Here is a 14,533-nt window from a genome sequence, read left to right on the forward strand (position 1 = left end):
CAAAGGGCGGCGGCGGCGCGAACGGGTCCGGGAAGGGCGGCGCGGCCGGCGGGGCGGCCGGTGCGAGGACGATGCCACCGTTGGGTATCGGGGGTGCCATCCCCGGCGCCGCCGACTCGGGGGATTGCGAGCTAAGGCAGATCAGGGTGCATCCCGGCGTCACCACCGGCTGGGGTGGCTGTAGTTGCGCGGGTGGCAGCCATGGCCACATCGGCGACTGCTGTGGCATTTGGGGGTACTGAGAGATGATCTGCGGCTGTCCGAAGTCGATCAGCGGGATGTGCTGAAGCATCGGGTCGGTGCCGCCCAACCCGTTGACGTTCAGCGGCAGGTTCGGCCCCAAACCTTCTGGATGCTCGAGGTGCGCATCACCGATCGGCGGTGGCGGCCCGGTGATAGGCGGCAGGTCGACCGGGACCACGCCGGTGGCGTACGCCGCCGCCCAGCCAAGCACGTTCTGGGCATACGACATCGAGTTGTTGTACCGCAGGATCGCTGCCATGACCTGCATCGGATCCCGCAGATTCAGGCCGCCGCTGCACAGGTAGCGCGCCGCGGCCAAGGTCGCGTCGAACAGGTTTTGCGGGTCGGGCACGCCGTCACCGTCGCCATCGACGGCGTACCGCGCCCAGGTCCCCGGCAGGAACTGCATCGGGCCCATGGCGCGGGCGTAAGTCACCCGGTTGCCCTGGTTGCTCTGGACGATTACCTCGTTGCCGGGCAAAGTGCCGTCCAGCGCGGGACCGTAGATCGGGTTGGTCGCGGTGCCGCGCGCGTCGGTGGCGCCGCCATTGGCGTGCATCGACTCGATGCGCCCGATCCCGGCCAGCAGGTTCCAACTCACGCCGCAACCTGGTGCCGCGGCGCCCATCTTCTGCTCAGCGTTGCGGTAGGCGGACAGCGCCATTATCGGAATGCCAAGGGTGCCAGGCGAATTGACGATGGTCGGCGGTGGCGGCGCGGAAGAGGTGGCTGCCGCGACGTGGAAGCTGGTCGGTATTCGCTGGGCGGAGATGACCGTCGGCCGGGACAGGTCGACCTTCGGGGCCGGACCGACGGCTGCCACCGGGGTGATGGCGGTGCGCACCGGCTCGTTTTTGCCGTGGAGTGTGGGGGCGGTCGCGCCGACCGCGCTCGCCAGGATCAACGGGGAAATCACCGCGAGGCCGAAAACCGGCTTCAGTGTCACGCCGAGTGCCTGGTGCCGCACCTTCGCGACGACCGGGTTAGCACCCCAGCGTCCCCCTATTCGCACCTGACCGTCCTCAATTCAAGTGAGCCGCCGGGAAACTGACCTCTTGTTAGCTTCGTGAACTAGATCACCATACATAACTCTCGTAACGGGAGTTGCGCAATGGCCGAGTTGGTTCTCAGCTGGATTTCTTAGCCCGCCGATCGGCGCCGTCCTGCAGGTCGGTCAGCAGGGTCCGCAAGCTCTCCAGCTCGTGGCGCAGGTAATCACGCGTCGCCACCTCGCCGATGGACAGCCGCAGGGCGGCCAGCTCGCGGGCCAGATATTCGGTGTCGGCCTTGGTCTGGGCCGCGCGACGGCGGTCCTCCTCCAACGCGACTCGGTCGCGGTTCTCCTGACGATTCTGGGCGAGCAGGATCAGCGGCGCCGCGTAGGCCGCCTGGGTGGAGAAGGCCAGGTTGAGCAGGATGAACGGGTACGGGTCCCAGCGCCAGTGCACCGCCCACAGGTTGAGCATGATCCAGATCACCACGAACACCGTCTGCAGCAGCAGATAGCGGCCGGTGCCGAAGAAGCGGGCAATCGACTCGGTGATTTGCCCGACGGCCTCCGGATCCAACCGCGGCGCGAACCGGCGCGATGTCCGCGGGGTGTACAGCCGGCGCGGCGCAGCAGAGTTGCTCACAGCGCTCCTCCGCCCCGGCCGGGGGCCGGCCCGCGGGATCGAGCTGCGGCACGTCCACCCGCCAGTCATGCGGGAGGAGGTGATCCAGCAGGTCGTCGACGGTGACCGCACCCAGCAAGTGGTTCTGGTCGTCGACCACAGGTCCGCACACCAGGTTGTAGGCCGCAAAATATCTCGTCACGGCGCCCAATGGTGTTTCCGGGGTCAGGGTCAGCAGATCATTGTCGACGATTCCACCAACCAGTTCGGCCGGTGGGTCCCGCAGCAGCCGCTGCAGGTGCACGCAGCCCAGGTAGCGCCCGGTCGGGGTGGCCGTCGGGGGACGCGCGACAAACACCATCGACGCCAGGGCCGGGGTCAGGTCGGGATCGCGCAGCCGGGCCAGCGCCTCGGCCACCGAGGTGTCCGGGGTGAGCACCACGGGGTTCGACGTCATCAAACCGCCGGCGGTGTCGGGAGAGTGCTTCAGCAGCCGCCGCACCGGGTCGGAATCGTCGGGATCCATCCGCGTCAGCAGCACTTCGGCGTCGGAGGGGTTCAGCGTGCCCAGCAGGTCGGCTGCGTCGTCGGGATCCATCTCTTCCAGCACGTCCGCGGCGCGCTCGGTGCCCAGCTGGGAGAGCACCTCGGCCTGGTCCAATTCGGGTAATTCCTGCAGGATGTCGGCCAGCCGCTCGTCGCCGAGGGCCTTGAACACCTCGTACCGACGCTTGGTGGGCAGACCGCGGATGGCGTCGGCGACGTCGACGGCGCGGCGTCCCTCGAACTGTTCGAGCAGCTCCGCCACGCCCTGCCCGGGCATGGCCAGGGCCGACGGCGTCAGGCCGTGCACGTTCTGCCACTCCACGACGTGCACCGGCCCGCGTCGCCTCAGTCGTCGATGGGTGCGCACGGCGACCCTGGTCACCACCCAATCCCGGGTGCGGGTCTGCTCGATACCCAGATCGGTGACGACCACGTCCACACCGGCCAACTCCGGCAGGTCGGGATCGTTGACCCGCACCGGGGTGTCCAGCACCTGGCCCATGGCTAGCACTTCACCCGGCCGCTGTTCGAAATGCCGCAGTGAGACGTTGCCGGTGTTCAGCGTCACGGCGTCGGGCTCGATGGCGGCCACCCGAAGGATCGGGATGAAGATGCTGCGGCGGGTCGCCAGGTCGACGACCAGCCCCAGAACGCGTGGTTGCTGGCGCACGATGCTGATGCTGATCACCACGTCGCGTACCCGCCCGAAGGATTCGCCGAGTGGACCCAACACCATCATTCGTGGCAGCCGCGCCACGTACACCCTGTTGACCGAACCCATGAGGAAAGCGTAGGCAGCCCGGTGCGAGTCGGCAGGTTCGGGCAGCAGGGGTCAGGCCCCGACCACCCCCAGCGCCAGGACGAGGAAGTAGAACAGCAGGGTCGCGACGCTGATCACGATGCCGCCGACGGCCAGGCCGTGGCCGCCTTCGCCGGTCCGCTTGATCTGGTTGAGGGCGACGCTGCCGCACACCACCCCGACTATCGAACCGACGCAGCAGAAGACGCCGAGGATGCCCACGACCAGCGAGGTGATCGCCATGGTGTTCATTCCCGAACGCGGGGTGCCGTACCCGCCGGCATACTCCCACCCGGGGTAATAGCCGCCCGGATAGCCGCCGTACGGGGCCGGAAAAGGGGGTGGCATAGGGGGCGGATAAGGGGGCGGGTAGCCAGCCGCACCGTCCGGCGGGTAATCCAGCGGCGGCGGGCCCGCCGGCGGGGCGCCCGGTACGGTCCACGGCGCATCGGAGATCGGCTGCTCAGCGGGACGTTCGTGCTCGCCGGAGGAGCCGCCGGGCGCTGTCATGGTGATCAACGTAGCCTACGGTCAGGCACCCCGGCCCAGCTCAAACGTGCAGCCCGGAGAGTGCATTTCGGTTGCCGAGATGAAACGATGGCCGAGGCAGGAGAAAGATGAGGATCGATGACTAGCCCATTCCAATCGGGACAACCGCCAGCCGGCGGGGCGGGGGGCCGGCGAAACGTGCCGGCATTGCCGACGCCGCCCAAGGGCTGGCCCGTCGGTTCGTATCCGACCTACGCCGAGGCGCAGCGCGCCGTTGACTACCTATCCGACCAGCAGTTTCCCGTACAGCAGGTGACCATCGTCGGGGTCGACCTGATGCAGGTGGAACGCGTCACCGGCCGCTTGAGCTGGGGCAAAGTGCTCGGCGGTGGAGTGCTCAGCGGCGCATGGCTGGGCCTGTTCATCGGGCTGGTGCTCGGCTTTTTCAGCCCCAATCCGTGGGGTGCGCTGATCACCGGTCTCATCGCCGGGGTTTTCTTCGGGTTGATCACATCAGCGGTGCCTTATGCGATGGCGCGCGGCACCCGAGACTTCAGTTCGACCATGCAACTGGTGGCCGGCCGTTACGACGTGCTCTGCGACCCGCAGAACGCGGAGAAGGCGCGAGATCTGCTGGCACGTCTGGCGATCTGACCCGTGAGTTCTCGCCGGCGGTCGCGGCGGTGGGGCACGGCCGTGGTGGCGGCGCTGATCGCCGCGTCGGTTCCTGCCTGCGATTCGGGCGCTCGCGGAGTGGTGATCAGCCTCTACACCCCGGCCACCGATGGCGCGACATTCCGCGCGGTGGCTCAGCGTTGCACCGAGCAGGCCGACGGTCGCTACAGCATCCAGCATGTGAGCCTGGCCAGATCTCCCGACGAACAGCGACTCCAGCTGGCCCGACGACTGGCCGGGCACGACCGCACCTTGGACGTGATGGGCATTGACGTGGTGTGGACCGCGGAGTTCGCCGAGGCCGGCTGGGCACTGCCGCTCGCTGAGGACCCGGCCGGCCGGGCCGAGAGCGACGCGAGCGTGGACACCTTGCCGGGTCCGCTCAAGACGGCGACCTGGAAGCACCGGCTGTACGCCACGCCGGTCACCACCAACACCCAACTGCTGTGGTACCGCACGGATTTGGTGCGCCTTCCGCCGCGCGACTGGGCCGGCATGGTCACCGAGGCGACGCGCCTGCAGGCGGCCGGGCAGCCGAGCTGGATTGCCGTGCAGGCCAACGAGGCCGAGGGTTTGGTGGTGTGGTTCAACACGTTGTTGGTCAGCGCCGGCGGACAGGTGCTCTCCGAGGACGGGAAGCGTGTCACCCTGACCGATACCCCTGAGCACCGGGCCGCCACCGTGACGGCGCTGCGGATCATGAAATCGGTGGCCACCGCGCCCGGAGCCGACCCGTCCATCACCCGCAGCGACGAGGGCAGCGCGCGGCTGGCGGTCGAACAGGGCAAGGCCGCGCTGGAAGTCAACTGGCCCTATGTGCTGGCCTCGATGCTGGAGAATGCGGTGAAAGGCGGGGTGCCCTTCCTGCCGCTCGACCGTTTGCCCGAGCTGGCCGGCAGCATCAACCGGTTCGGTTCCTTTGCGCCCAGCGACGAACAGTTCCGGCTCGCCTACGCGGCGAGCGGGAAGGTGTTCGGGTTTGCCCGGTACCCCGGGGTGCTGCCCGGGCAGCGGGCCAAGGTGACCATCGGTGGCTTGAACTTGGCGGTTGCGGGCACCACCCGTCATCGCGCTGAAGCGTTCGACGCCGTCCGCTGCCTGCGCAGCCTGCAGAACCAGAAGTACGTCGCGATCGAAGGCGGCTTGCCCCCAGTGCGAACCTCGTTGTACTCCGACCCGCAATTTCAGGCGAAGTACCCGATGTACGGCACGATTCGCCAGCAGCTCACCGATGCCGCGGTGCGGCCCGCGACGCCCGCCTACCAGGCGGTCTCGATCCGGTTGGCGTCGGCGTTGAGCCCGATCACCGCGATCGAGCCGGAGCGCACCGCCGACACGCTGGCCACCGAGGTGCAGAAGGCCATCGACGGCAAGGGCCTGCTGCCGTGAGTCTGCAGCTGACCCCGGAGCGGCGGCTGGCCTACCTGCTGGTCGCACCCGCGGTGACCCTGATGCTTGCGGTGACGGCCTACCCGATCTGCTACGCGGTGTGGTTGAGCCTGCAGCGCAACAACTTGGCCACCCCCGACGACACCGCGTTCATCGGCCTGGGTAACTACCAGACGATCCTGACCGACCGATACTGGTGGACCGCGCTGGGTGTGACGCTGGGGATCACGGTGGTCTCGGTGGCGGTCGAGTTCGTGCTGGGAATGTCGCTGGCGCTGGTGATGCACCGGACGATCGTCGGCAAGGGGCTGGTCCGCACGGCGGTGCTGATCCCGTACGGCATCGTCACGGTGGTCGCGTCGTACAGCTGGTATTACGCCTGGACGCCCGGCACCGGCTATCTGGCCAATCTGTTGCCCGACGGGAGTGCCCCACTGACACAACAGCTTCCGTCGCTGGGCGTGGTGGTGCTGGCCGAGGTGTGGAAGACGACGCCGTTCATGGCACTGCTGTTGCTGGCCGGGCTGGCGCTGGTGCCCGAGGATCTGCTGAAGGCCGCGCAGGTCGACGGTGCGGGCCCGTGGCGGCGACTGACCAGGATCATCCTGCCGATCATCAAACCGGCAGTGGTGGTTGCGCTGCTGTTTCGAACGCTGGACGCGTTCCGCATCTTCGACAACATCTACGTGCTCACCGCCGGGGACAATAACACCGGATCAGTGTCAATCCTGGGTTACGACAACCTATTCAAGGGTTTCAACGTGGGCCTGGGTTCGGCGATCAGCGTGCTGATCTTCCTGTGTGTGGGGCTGATCGCGACCGTCTTCATCAAGTTGTTCGGCGCCGCGGCTCCCGGAGGTGACGCCGGTGACAGGTGAATCGATGGGTACGCGACGCGCCACGTTCTGGGTCGTCGTAGACACGCTGGTCGTGCTGTACGCGCTGCTGCCGGTGCTATGGATTCTCTCCCTTTCGCTCAAGCCGACATCAAAAGTCAAGGACGGCAAGCTTATTCCGTCATCGGTCACGCTGGACAACTACCGGGGCATCTTTCGCGGCGACTTCTTCAGCTCTGCGCTGATCAATTCCATCGGGATTGGGCTGACCACCACGGCCGTCGCCGTGGCGCTCGGCGCGATGGCGGCGTATGCCATTGCGCGGCTGAACTTTCCGGGCAAGCGGTTGCTGGTCGGCATGACGCTGCTGATCACCATGTTCCCGGCGATCTCGCTGGTAACACCGCTGTTCAACATCGAACGTGCAATCGGGCTCTTCGACACCTGGCCGGGATTGATCCTGCCCTACATCACATTCGCGCTGCCACTGGCCGTCTACACGCTCTCGGCGTTCTTCCGCGAGATCCCGTGGGACCTGGAGAAGGCGGCGAAGATGGACGGCGCCACGCCGGCTCAGGCGTTCCGGATGGTGATCGTGCCGTTGGCCGCCCCGGGGATGGTGACGGCGGCGATCCTGGTGTTCATCTTCGCCTGGAACGACCTGCTGCTGGCGTTGTCATTGACCGCCACCAAGGCGGCGATCACTGCCCCGGTGGCGATTGCAAACTTCACCGGCAGTTCGCAATTCGAGGAACCGACCGGATCGATCACCGCCGGCGCGGTGGTGATCACCATCCCGATCATTGTCTTTGTTCTGATCTTTCAACGACGGATTGTCGCCGGGTTGACCTCTGGCGCTGTGAAGGGATAGCGCGATGGCCGAGATTGTGCTCGAACACGTCAACAAGAGTTACCCCGACGGTCACACGGCGGTGCAGGACCTCAGCATCACCATCGCCGACGGTGAGTTCGTGATTCTCGTCGGCCCATCCGGATGTGGCAAGACGACGACGCTGAATATGATTGCCGGACTTGAGGACATCTCATCGGGGGAGCTGCGCATCGGCGGTGAGCGGGTCAACGACAAGGCGCCCAAGGACCGCGACATCGCGATGGTGTTCCAGTCCTATGCTCTGTATCCGCACATGACGGTGCGGCAGAACATCGCGTTCCCGCTGACTCTGGCGAAGATGTCGAAAACCGACATCGCGCAGAAGGTGGACGAGACCGCCCGAATCCTTGATCTGACCGAGCTGTTGGACCGTCGGCCGGCGCAGTTGTCTGGTGGCCAGCGGCAGCGGGTGGCAATGGGTCGGGCGATCGTGCGCCACCCCAAAGCATTTCTGATGGACGAGCCGCTGTCCAACCTGGATGCCAAGCTCCGGGTGCAAATGCGTGGCGAGATCGCCCGGCTGCAGAAGCGGCTGGGCACCACCACCGTGTACGTGACGCACGACCAGACCGAGGCGATGACGCTGGGTGACCGGGTGGTGGTGATGCACGCCGGGATCGCCCAGCAGATCGGCACGCCCACCGAGCTCTACGAGCGGCCCGCCAATCTGTTCGTCGCCGGCTTCATCGGATCGCCGGCGATGAACTTCTTTCCCGCGACGTTGACGTCGATAGGCCTGGAACTACCATTCGGGGAGCTGACATTGGCGCCGGAGCTGCAGCAGGTGATCGCCCAGCACTCCAAGCCGGACAACATCATCGTGGGCGTGCGGCCCGAGCACATCCACGACGCGGCATTGATCGATGGGTACCAGCGCATCAGCTCGCTGGTTTTCCAGGTCAATGTCGACCTCGTCGAATCACTGGGCTCTGACAAGTACGTGTACTTCACCACCGGCGGTCCCGGGGTGCACTCGGCACGGCTGGATGAAGTCGCCGCCGAGTCGGAGGTGAACGAAAACCAGTTTGTCGCAAGGGTGCCCACTGAATCCAAGGCCGCCATCGGCGAGCCGGTCGAGCTGGCCTTCGACACTCGCAAGCTCGCGGTCTTCGACGCCGACTCCGGGGTCAACCTCACCGTGCCGCCCGCGCCGTGAGACAGATTCTGGACCGGGTGCGCGCCCACCTGCGCGGCCACTTCGACACCGAACCCGCTTCGGCAAGTGTGACGTTCCTGGGCGCCGAACCCATCGAGGTGCTGAGATTCTTCGCCGACGGGGCGGTGCATTACGTCTCGCTGGGTTGCTCGCGCTACCCGATGACGGATCCCACCGAGATGGTCGCCGACCCTGATCGCGGGCCGCGAGCCGAAGTCGTTGTCTCGCTGCGTAATCCCGAGATAGCCACCGGTTTGGCTCGCACCATCGCGATTCTGGCCGCGACGCCCGCGGTCGACGGCGTGGTGCTGGTCCCCGATGCCCTGATCGACCTCGGCTCGCCGCTGTGGACGAGTCCGTCGGTCCGGGTGCCGTTCACCGCGGTGTTGCTGGGCCGCAGCGACATCGCTGACCTGTCGCTGGACCCGCCCCGCGACCCGGTGCAGTTCCTCAGTGCCACACCGATCACGGCGACCGAGGCGGCGTGGGTGCGGTTGAAGGGGGCCGAGGCGATGCGCCAGGCGTGGCACACCGACGGAGTTGACGTGCTGGACCCCAATCGCCCCGCGGGCCAACCCCGTTGACCGGTGCCCATCGCGCCGAGCGTGCATCTCGCGACGTGACATGCCGACGCCGCGTCGTGCACTTCACACTCGAGCTCGGATTTGGACCTAGAGCCAGCCGCGTTTGCGGAAGCTGAAGTACAGCGCCACGCAGATCACCACCATCACGGTGATCACCGAGGGGTAGCCCCAGCGCGAATCCAATTCCGGCATGAAGTGAAAGTTCATCCCGTAGATCCCGGCGACCATGGTGGGCACCGCGATGATGCCGGCCCAGGCCGAGATCTTGCGCATGTCCATGTTCTGCTGCATGCCGACCCGGGCGAGCGCGGCCTGAACCAGCGAGTTCAGCATGTCGTCGTAGCTGGCGATCTGCTCGGCGGCCTGCGTCTGGTGGTCGGCGACGTCGCGCAGATACCGGCGCACTTCCTTGGAGATCAGGTCCTTATTCTCGATCTGCATGCGCTGGAACGCACCCGACAGCGGAGCCACGCAGCGGCGCAGTTCGACGACTTCGCGCTTGAGCAGGTAGATCGGTTCGACGTCGATGTACTTGCCGGGGGCGAAAGCGACCACCTCGATGGTGTCGACGTCGTCCTCCATCAACGCGGTGACATCCAGGTAGTGGTCCACCACGTAGTCGACGATCGCGTGCATCACCGCATACGGGCCCAGCCGCAGATGGTCGGGGTTGCAGTCCATGCGCTTGCGCACCTCGTGCAGCCCGCCGTGTTCGCCGTGGCGCACGGTGACGACGAAGTCGTGGCCGACGAAGATCATGATCTCGCCGGTCTCGACGATCTCGCGCGCCAGCGTCACCGAATCGTGCGGCACGTATTTGACCGTCTTGAGCACCAGGAACAGCGAGTCGTCGTAACGCTCCAGCTTCGGCCGCTGGTGGGCGTGCACGGCGTCCTCGACCGCCAGCGGGTGCAGGCCGTAGACGTCGGCGACCTGCTGCATCTGCGCCTCGTCGGGCTCGTGCAGCCCGACCCAGACAAAGGCCTCGGGTGCCTCGGGAGCCCTGGTGCGGACTTCGGCCAGCCCCTCGGCAGGGGTGTATGTCCCGGGCAGCCGCCGGCCGTCGACGTAGACACCGCAATCGACCAGCGTCTGGGCCGGCGGGTTGGCAACGGGGTGCACGTGCTGTTGGCGGGGCCGGGCGACCGGTCTGAGTGCTTCAGGTAGTGCATCAAAGCCAGGGAACACATCCACCTCCGATCGCAGCGCGAAGTCTGCAGGCCGTGGCAATGGTACGCGCCCTGCAACCACATCGAGGGGCTCAGTGCGGCGGTCAGCAGGTGATTCGCAGCTGCGGAACGGACCGAAAATTTCGCAGCGCCGACGGTGCGCTAGTTTCGTCCCGGAACCCAAAAGATCTATAAGGAGCAGAACCGACGTGAGCGCAAGTCCTCTCAAGGTCGCCGTCACCGGTGCGGCCGGCCAGATCGGCTACAGCCTGTTGTTCCGCCTGGCCAGCGGCTCACTGCTGGGCCCGGACCGTCCGATCGAACTGCGTCTGCTCGAAATCGAGCCCGCCCTCAAGGCGCTCGAGGGCGTCGTGATGGAACTCGACGACTGTGCGTTCCCGTTGCTGTCGAACGTCGAGATCGGCGCGGACGCCAACAAGATCTTCGACGGCGTGAACCTGGCCCTGCTGGTCGGAGCGCGTCCGCGCAGTAAGGGCATGGAGCGTGGCGACCTGCTGGAAGCCAACGGAGCTATCTTCACCGCCCAGGGCAAGGCGCTCAACGAGGTCGCCGCGGACGACGTTCGCATCGGTGTCACGGGTAACCCCGCGAACACCAACGCGCTGATCGCGCTGAGCAACGCCCCCGACATCCCCAAGGAGCGGTTCTCGGCACTGACCCGCCTCGACCACAACCGGGCCATCTCGCAGTTGGCCAAGAAGACCGGTGCCAGCGTCACCGACATCAAGAAGGTGACCATCTGGGGCAACCACTCGGCCACCCAGTACCCCGACATCTTCCATGCCGAGATCGGCGGCAAGAACGCCGCTGAGGTGGTCAACGACCAGGACTGGATCGAAAACGACTTCATCCCCACCGTCGCCAAGCGCGGTGCCGCCATCATCGACGCGCGCGGCGCCTCCTCGGCGGCCTCGGCCGCGTCGGCGACCGTGGACGCCGCCCGCGACTGGCTGTCGGGTAGCGCGGACGGCGACTGGGTGTCGATGGCCGTCTTCTCCGACGGCTCCTACGGGGTGCCGGAAGGGATCGTGTCCTCGTTCCCGGTGACCACCAAGAACGGCAATTGGTCGATCGTGCAAGGACTCGAGATCGACGAGTTCTCCCGCGGTCGCATCGATGCCTCCACCGCCGAATTGGCCGACGAACGCAACGCCGTCACCGAACTGGGCCTCATCTAGCGATTAGGGGCAGTTCGGACCGGCCAGTACCCTGGGGGCCGTGTCACAAATGCTTCAAGCAACGGAGCGCGACCCTGAGTCGAATGCGCAGGTCGTCGTCACCGACGAGGAGATCTTCGATGCGCACGTCGGCGGGAAGCTCTCCGTAGGCCCGACGGCGCCGCTGGACACACAGCACTCGTTGTCGATCGCCTACACACCGGGCGTGGCGCAGGTCAGCCGCGCGATCGCCGCCGACCGCACTCTGGCCGCCCGCTACACCTGGGCGAACCGCTTGGTTGCGGTCGTAAGCGACGGCAGCGCCGTACTCGGCCTCGGGGACATCGGGCCGGCGGCCTCGCTGCCGGTGATGGAAGGCAAGTGTGCGCTGTTCAAGGAATACGGCGGGCTGAACGCGATTCCGATCGTGCTGGACACCAAGGACCCCGACGAGATCGTCGAAACCCTGGTCCGGTTGCGTCCGACCTTCGGGGCCGTCAACCTCGAGGACATCTCGGCGCCGCGCTGCTTTGAGATCGAGCGGCGGGTCATCGAGGCGCTGGACTGCCCGGTCATGCACGACGACCAGCACGGTACGGCGGTGGTTGCACTGGCGGCGCTGATGGGCGCCTCAAAGGTGGTCGGCCGGGACATGTCCTCGCTGCGGGTGGTGGTCTCGGGCGCTGGCGCGGCCGGCGTCGCGTGCGCCAAACTGCTTCTGGCGATGGGTGTTTCGGACATCACCGTGCTCGACTCCCGCGGCATTGTGCACACCGGCCGGGACGACATGAACAGCGTCAAGATGGATTTGGCGCGGCGCACCAACCCCGATGGCCGCACCGGCGGCCTGGTCGAGGCGCTCGACGGCGCTGAGGTGTTCCTCGGGGTGTCCGGGGGAGTGGTCCCCGAAGAGTTGATCGCCACCATGGCGCCCGGCGGCATCGTGTTCGCGCTGTCCAACCCCGACCCGGAGATCCATCCCGAGGTGGCGGCCAGGCACGCGGCGGTGGTGGCCACCGGTCGCAGTGACTTCCCCAATCAGATCAACAATGTGCTGGCGTTCCCGGGAATCTTCCGGGGTGCGCTGGACGTCGGGGCGCGCCGGATCACCGAGAAGATGATGGTGGCCGCCGCCGAGGCGATCTACTCGGTGGCCAGCGACGACCTGGCTATCGACCGGATCGTCCCTAGCCCACTGGACCGGCGCGTCGGCGTCGCGGTCGCCAGGGCGGTGGCGCTGGCCGCAGAATCCTCCGACTGGGAGTGAACATCGGCAGGCTGGCGGCCGCGGTGCTTGCCGCGGTGCTGGTGCTGGCCGGCTGTTCGTCGGCGGACCGCCAACCCGAGTTGGTGGTCGGATCCACCCCGGATGCCGATGCGAGACTGCTTGCGGCCGTGTATGTTTCGGCGCTGCGTTCGTACGGGTTTCCGACGCGGGCCGACACCGCCAACAACCCGATGGTGAAATTGGACGCGGGCGCTTTCATGGTCGTCCCGAGTTACACCGGCCGGACGCTGCGCAGCTTGCAGCCCGGTGCGACGGCATTGTCCGACAAAGAGGTGTACCAGGCGATGAACGCGGCGCTGCCCGAGGGCGTGGCCGCCGGCGACTATGCCACCGCCGCCGAGGACAAACCGACGGTGGTGGTGACGCCGGCGACCTCGGGGGCTTGGGGCGGCAGCGATCTGACCCTGCTGTCCGGGCATTGCGATGGACTGACCGCAGGCATCGTCGCGGGCTGGCAGCCACCCGCTGCGGTGGGTTCCTGCCGGATGCCGGCACCGCGCGAATTCCCGGATGATGCAACGCTTTTCGCGGCGCTTCGGGCCGGCGAGGTGACGGCGGCCTGGGCCACTACCGCCGACCCGGGCATACCGTCAGATCTGATCGCACTGGCCGACAGCAGCAAATCCGCACTGATTCAGGCCGAGAACGTGGTGCCGCTCTACCGCCGCAACGCGTTGCGCACCCGCCAGTTGTTGGCGATCAACGAGGTCGCCGGGGTGCTCGACACCGCCGCGCTGGCGAACATGCGCCGCAAGGTGGGCGCGGGCGCCGACCCGCAGGTGGTGGCCGACGGCTGGCTGGCGGAGCACCCGTTGGGGCGCTGAAGGTCAGTGATCCTTGCGTACCAGCCGGCTCATGAACAGCTCGGTGAACCGCTGATAGCCCGAGCCGGTGATGCGGACCATCAGGTCCAGCGCCTTGGCGTCCGGGCCGACCAGCACTCTGGCGTTGTTCTTGCGTACTGCCGTCAAGATGATCTTGGCGGCCCGCTTGGGGCTGGTGTTAGCCAGCCGCTTGTCGAACAGCTCTGCCAGCTCGTCGCGGTCCAGGCCTTCGGCCACCGTGGCGTTGCGGGCGATCGCGGTCTTGATGCCGCCCGGGTGCACGGTAGTCACGCCCACCGGGTGACCGTGCAGGCGCATCTCCTGACGTAGTGCCTCGGTGTAGCCGCGGACCGCGAACTTGGCCGAGTTGTACGCCGAATAGCCTGCGACGGAAAACAATCCGAAGATGCTGGAGATGTTAATGACGTGCCCGTCGCCGGAGGCGATCAGGTGGGGGAGGAAGGCCTTGGTGCCGTTGACGACGCCCCAGAAGTCGACGTCCATCACCCGTTCGATGTCCTTGAACTGTTCGACTTCGACGTCACCGGTGTGGCCGATGCCGGCGTTGTTGTAGATCTGGTTGACCTTGCCGAAATGCTCGGCGACCTCGTCGGCGTAGGCCAGGAAGCGCTCGCGTTCGGTCACGTCGAGCCGGTCGGCCTTGACCGGTGCGCCGATCGCTTTGAGCTGCTGCTCGGTTTCGGCCAGACCTTCGAGGTCGATGTCGCAGATGGCCAGGCTGGCGCCGGAGCGGCCCAGCTCAAGCGCGAGGGCCTGGCCAATGCCCGAACCCGCGCCCGTGACGACGGCTACCTTGCCGGCGAACCCCTCCATGACCACCTTCTCCTTCGT

At 66.8% G+C, this 14,533-nt stretch carries 14 protein-coding genes and 1 pseudogene; 9 read left to right on the plus strand and 6 right to left on the minus strand.

Features of this window, described 5'->3' with window-relative positions; all coding sequences use genetic code 11:
• The 4 genes and pseudogenes from BN972_RS11245 to BN972_RS11260 all read right to left on the minus strand — a co-directional run.
• Positions 1 to 1,255: lytic transglycosylase domain-containing protein (locus BN972_RS11245; RefSeq protein WP_080696814.1), on the minus strand; the 1,255-nt coding region annotated here is incomplete at its 3' end.
• A gap of 115 nt (positions 1,256 to 1,370) precedes the next feature.
• A complete protein-coding gene (locus BN972_RS11250; RefSeq protein WP_036360640.1) occupies positions 1,371 to 1,877 on the minus strand; it encodes a DUF1003 domain-containing protein in 507 nt (168 codons plus the stop codon).
• A 22-nt stretch (positions 1,878 to 1,899) separates the two neighbouring features.
• Positions 1,900 to 3,183 (minus strand): annotated as a pseudogene (locus BN972_RS11255) (magnesium transporter MgtE N-terminal domain-containing protein); the annotation flags it as partial.
• A 51-nt stretch (positions 3,184 to 3,234) separates the two neighbouring features.
• Entirely contained in the window at positions 3,235 to 3,711 is a 477-nt protein-coding gene (locus BN972_RS11260; RefSeq protein ID WP_036357644.1) for a DUF4190 domain-containing protein, read from the minus strand.
• A 117-nt stretch (positions 3,712 to 3,828) separates the two neighbouring features.
• Between BN972_RS11260 and BN972_RS11265 the strand changes: the two genes are divergently transcribed.
• Genes BN972_RS11265 through BN972_RS11290 form a run of 6 tightly spaced genes read left to right on the plus strand, consistent with a single transcriptional unit; the run spans position 3,829 to position 9,222 of the window.
• Positions 3,829 to 4,344, plus strand: a complete 516-nt coding sequence (locus tag BN972_RS11265) for a general stress protein (protein ID WP_036357647.1) — start codon at positions 3,829 to 3,831, stop codon at positions 4,342 to 4,344.
• A gap of 3 nt (positions 4,345 to 4,347) precedes the next feature.
• On the plus strand, positions 4,348 to 5,754 hold the full coding sequence (locus BN972_RS11270) for an extracellular solute-binding protein (RefSeq protein WP_036357650.1): 1,407 nt from the start codon (positions 4,348 to 4,350) through the stop codon (positions 5,752 to 5,754).
• The gene (locus tag BN972_RS11275; RefSeq protein WP_235192436.1) at positions 5,751 to 6,632 is read left to right on the plus strand and encodes a carbohydrate ABC transporter permease; all 882 of its coding nucleotides are present in this window, start codon (positions 5,751 to 5,753) and stop codon (positions 6,630 to 6,632) included. The genes BN972_RS11270 and BN972_RS11275 overlap by 4 nt, the downstream gene beginning before the upstream one ends.
• A gap of 4 nt (positions 6,633 to 6,636) precedes the next feature.
• Positions 6,637 to 7,461 (plus strand): carbohydrate ABC transporter permease, encoded by an 825-nt coding sequence (locus BN972_RS11280; protein ID WP_036360646.1) that lies wholly within the window; start codon positions 6,637 to 6,639, stop codon positions 7,459 to 7,461.
• 4 nt (positions 7,462 to 7,465) lie between these two features.
• A complete protein-coding gene (locus BN972_RS11285) occupies positions 7,466 to 8,638 on the plus strand; it encodes an ABC transporter ATP-binding protein (protein ID WP_036357652.1) in 1,173 nt (390 codons plus the stop codon).
• Positions 8,635 to 9,222, plus strand: coding sequence for a suppressor of fused domain protein (locus tag BN972_RS11290; RefSeq protein ID WP_036357655.1), 588 nt, complete (start codon positions 8,635 to 8,637; stop codon positions 9,220 to 9,222). Before BN972_RS11285 ends, BN972_RS11290 begins: the two co-directional genes overlap by 4 nt.
• A gap of 87 nt (positions 9,223 to 9,309) precedes the next feature.
• On the opposite strand, the gene corA is transcribed toward BN972_RS11290, so the two are convergent.
• The gene (gene corA / locus BN972_RS11295; RefSeq protein ID WP_036360648.1) at positions 9,310 to 10,410 is read right to left on the minus strand and encodes a magnesium/cobalt transporter CorA; all 1,101 of its coding nucleotides are present in this window, start codon (positions 10,408 to 10,410) and stop codon (positions 9,310 to 9,312) included.
• A gap of 190 nt (positions 10,411 to 10,600) precedes the next feature.
• Here corA and BN972_RS11300 point away from each other — a divergent pair, with 190 nt between their 5' ends.
• Genes BN972_RS11300 through BN972_RS11310 form a run of 3 tightly spaced genes read left to right on the plus strand, consistent with a single transcriptional unit; the run spans position 10,601 to position 13,681 of the window.
• On the plus strand, positions 10,601 to 11,590 hold the full coding sequence (locus BN972_RS11300) for a malate dehydrogenase (protein ID WP_036357658.1): 990 nt from the start codon (positions 10,601 to 10,603) through the stop codon (positions 11,588 to 11,590).
• A gap of 49 nt (positions 11,591 to 11,639) precedes the next feature.
• Positions 11,640 to 12,836: an NAD(P)-dependent malic enzyme gene (locus BN972_RS11305; protein WP_080696815.1), complete on the plus strand. Its 1,197-nt coding sequence runs from the start codon at positions 11,640 to 11,642 to the stop codon at positions 12,834 to 12,836.
• The gene (locus BN972_RS11310) at positions 12,833 to 13,681 is read left to right on the plus strand and encodes a glycine betaine ABC transporter substrate-binding protein (RefSeq protein ID WP_036357665.1); all 849 of its coding nucleotides are present in this window, start codon (positions 12,833 to 12,835) and stop codon (positions 13,679 to 13,681) included. Before BN972_RS11305 ends, BN972_RS11310 begins: the two co-directional genes overlap by 4 nt.
• Before the next feature lie 3 nt (positions 13,682 to 13,684).
• Here the strand turns inward: BN972_RS11310 and BN972_RS11315 are convergent, their stop codons facing one another.
• Entirely contained in the window at positions 13,685 to 14,515 is an 831-nt protein-coding gene (locus tag BN972_RS11315) for an SDR family NAD(P)-dependent oxidoreductase (RefSeq protein WP_036357667.1), read from the minus strand.
• Positions 14,516 to 14,533: the final 18 nt, after the last annotated feature.

This window comes from Mycobacterium asiaticum DSM 44297, assembly GCF_000613245.1.
Classification (GTDB): Bacteria; Actinomycetota; Actinomycetes; order Mycobacteriales; family Mycobacteriaceae; genus Mycobacterium; species Mycobacterium asiaticum.

Coding starts and splice junctions, on each gene's coding strand:
- BN972_RS11260 (WP_036357644.1), bottom strand. CDS start 3,711: ATGACAGCGCCCGGCGGCTCCTCCGGCGAGCACGAACGTCCCGCTGAG.
- BN972_RS11265 (WP_036357647.1), top strand. CDS start 3,829: ATGACTAGCCCATTCCAATCGGGACAACCGCCAGCCGGCGGGGCGGGG.
- BN972_RS11280 (WP_036360646.1), top strand. CDS start 6,637: ATGGGTACGCGACGCGCCACGTTCTGGGTCGTCGTAGACACGCTGGTC.
- BN972_RS11285 (WP_036357652.1), top strand. CDS start 7,466: ATGGCCGAGATTGTGCTCGAACACGTCAACAAGAGTTACCCCGACGGT.
- BN972_RS11305 (WP_080696815.1), top strand. CDS start 11,640: ATGCTTCAAGCAACGGAGCGCGACCCTGAGTCGAATGCGCAGGTCGTC.
- BN972_RS11315 (WP_036357667.1), bottom strand. CDS start 14,515: ATGGAGGGGTTCGCCGGCAAGGTAGCCGTCGTCACGGGCGCGGGTTCG.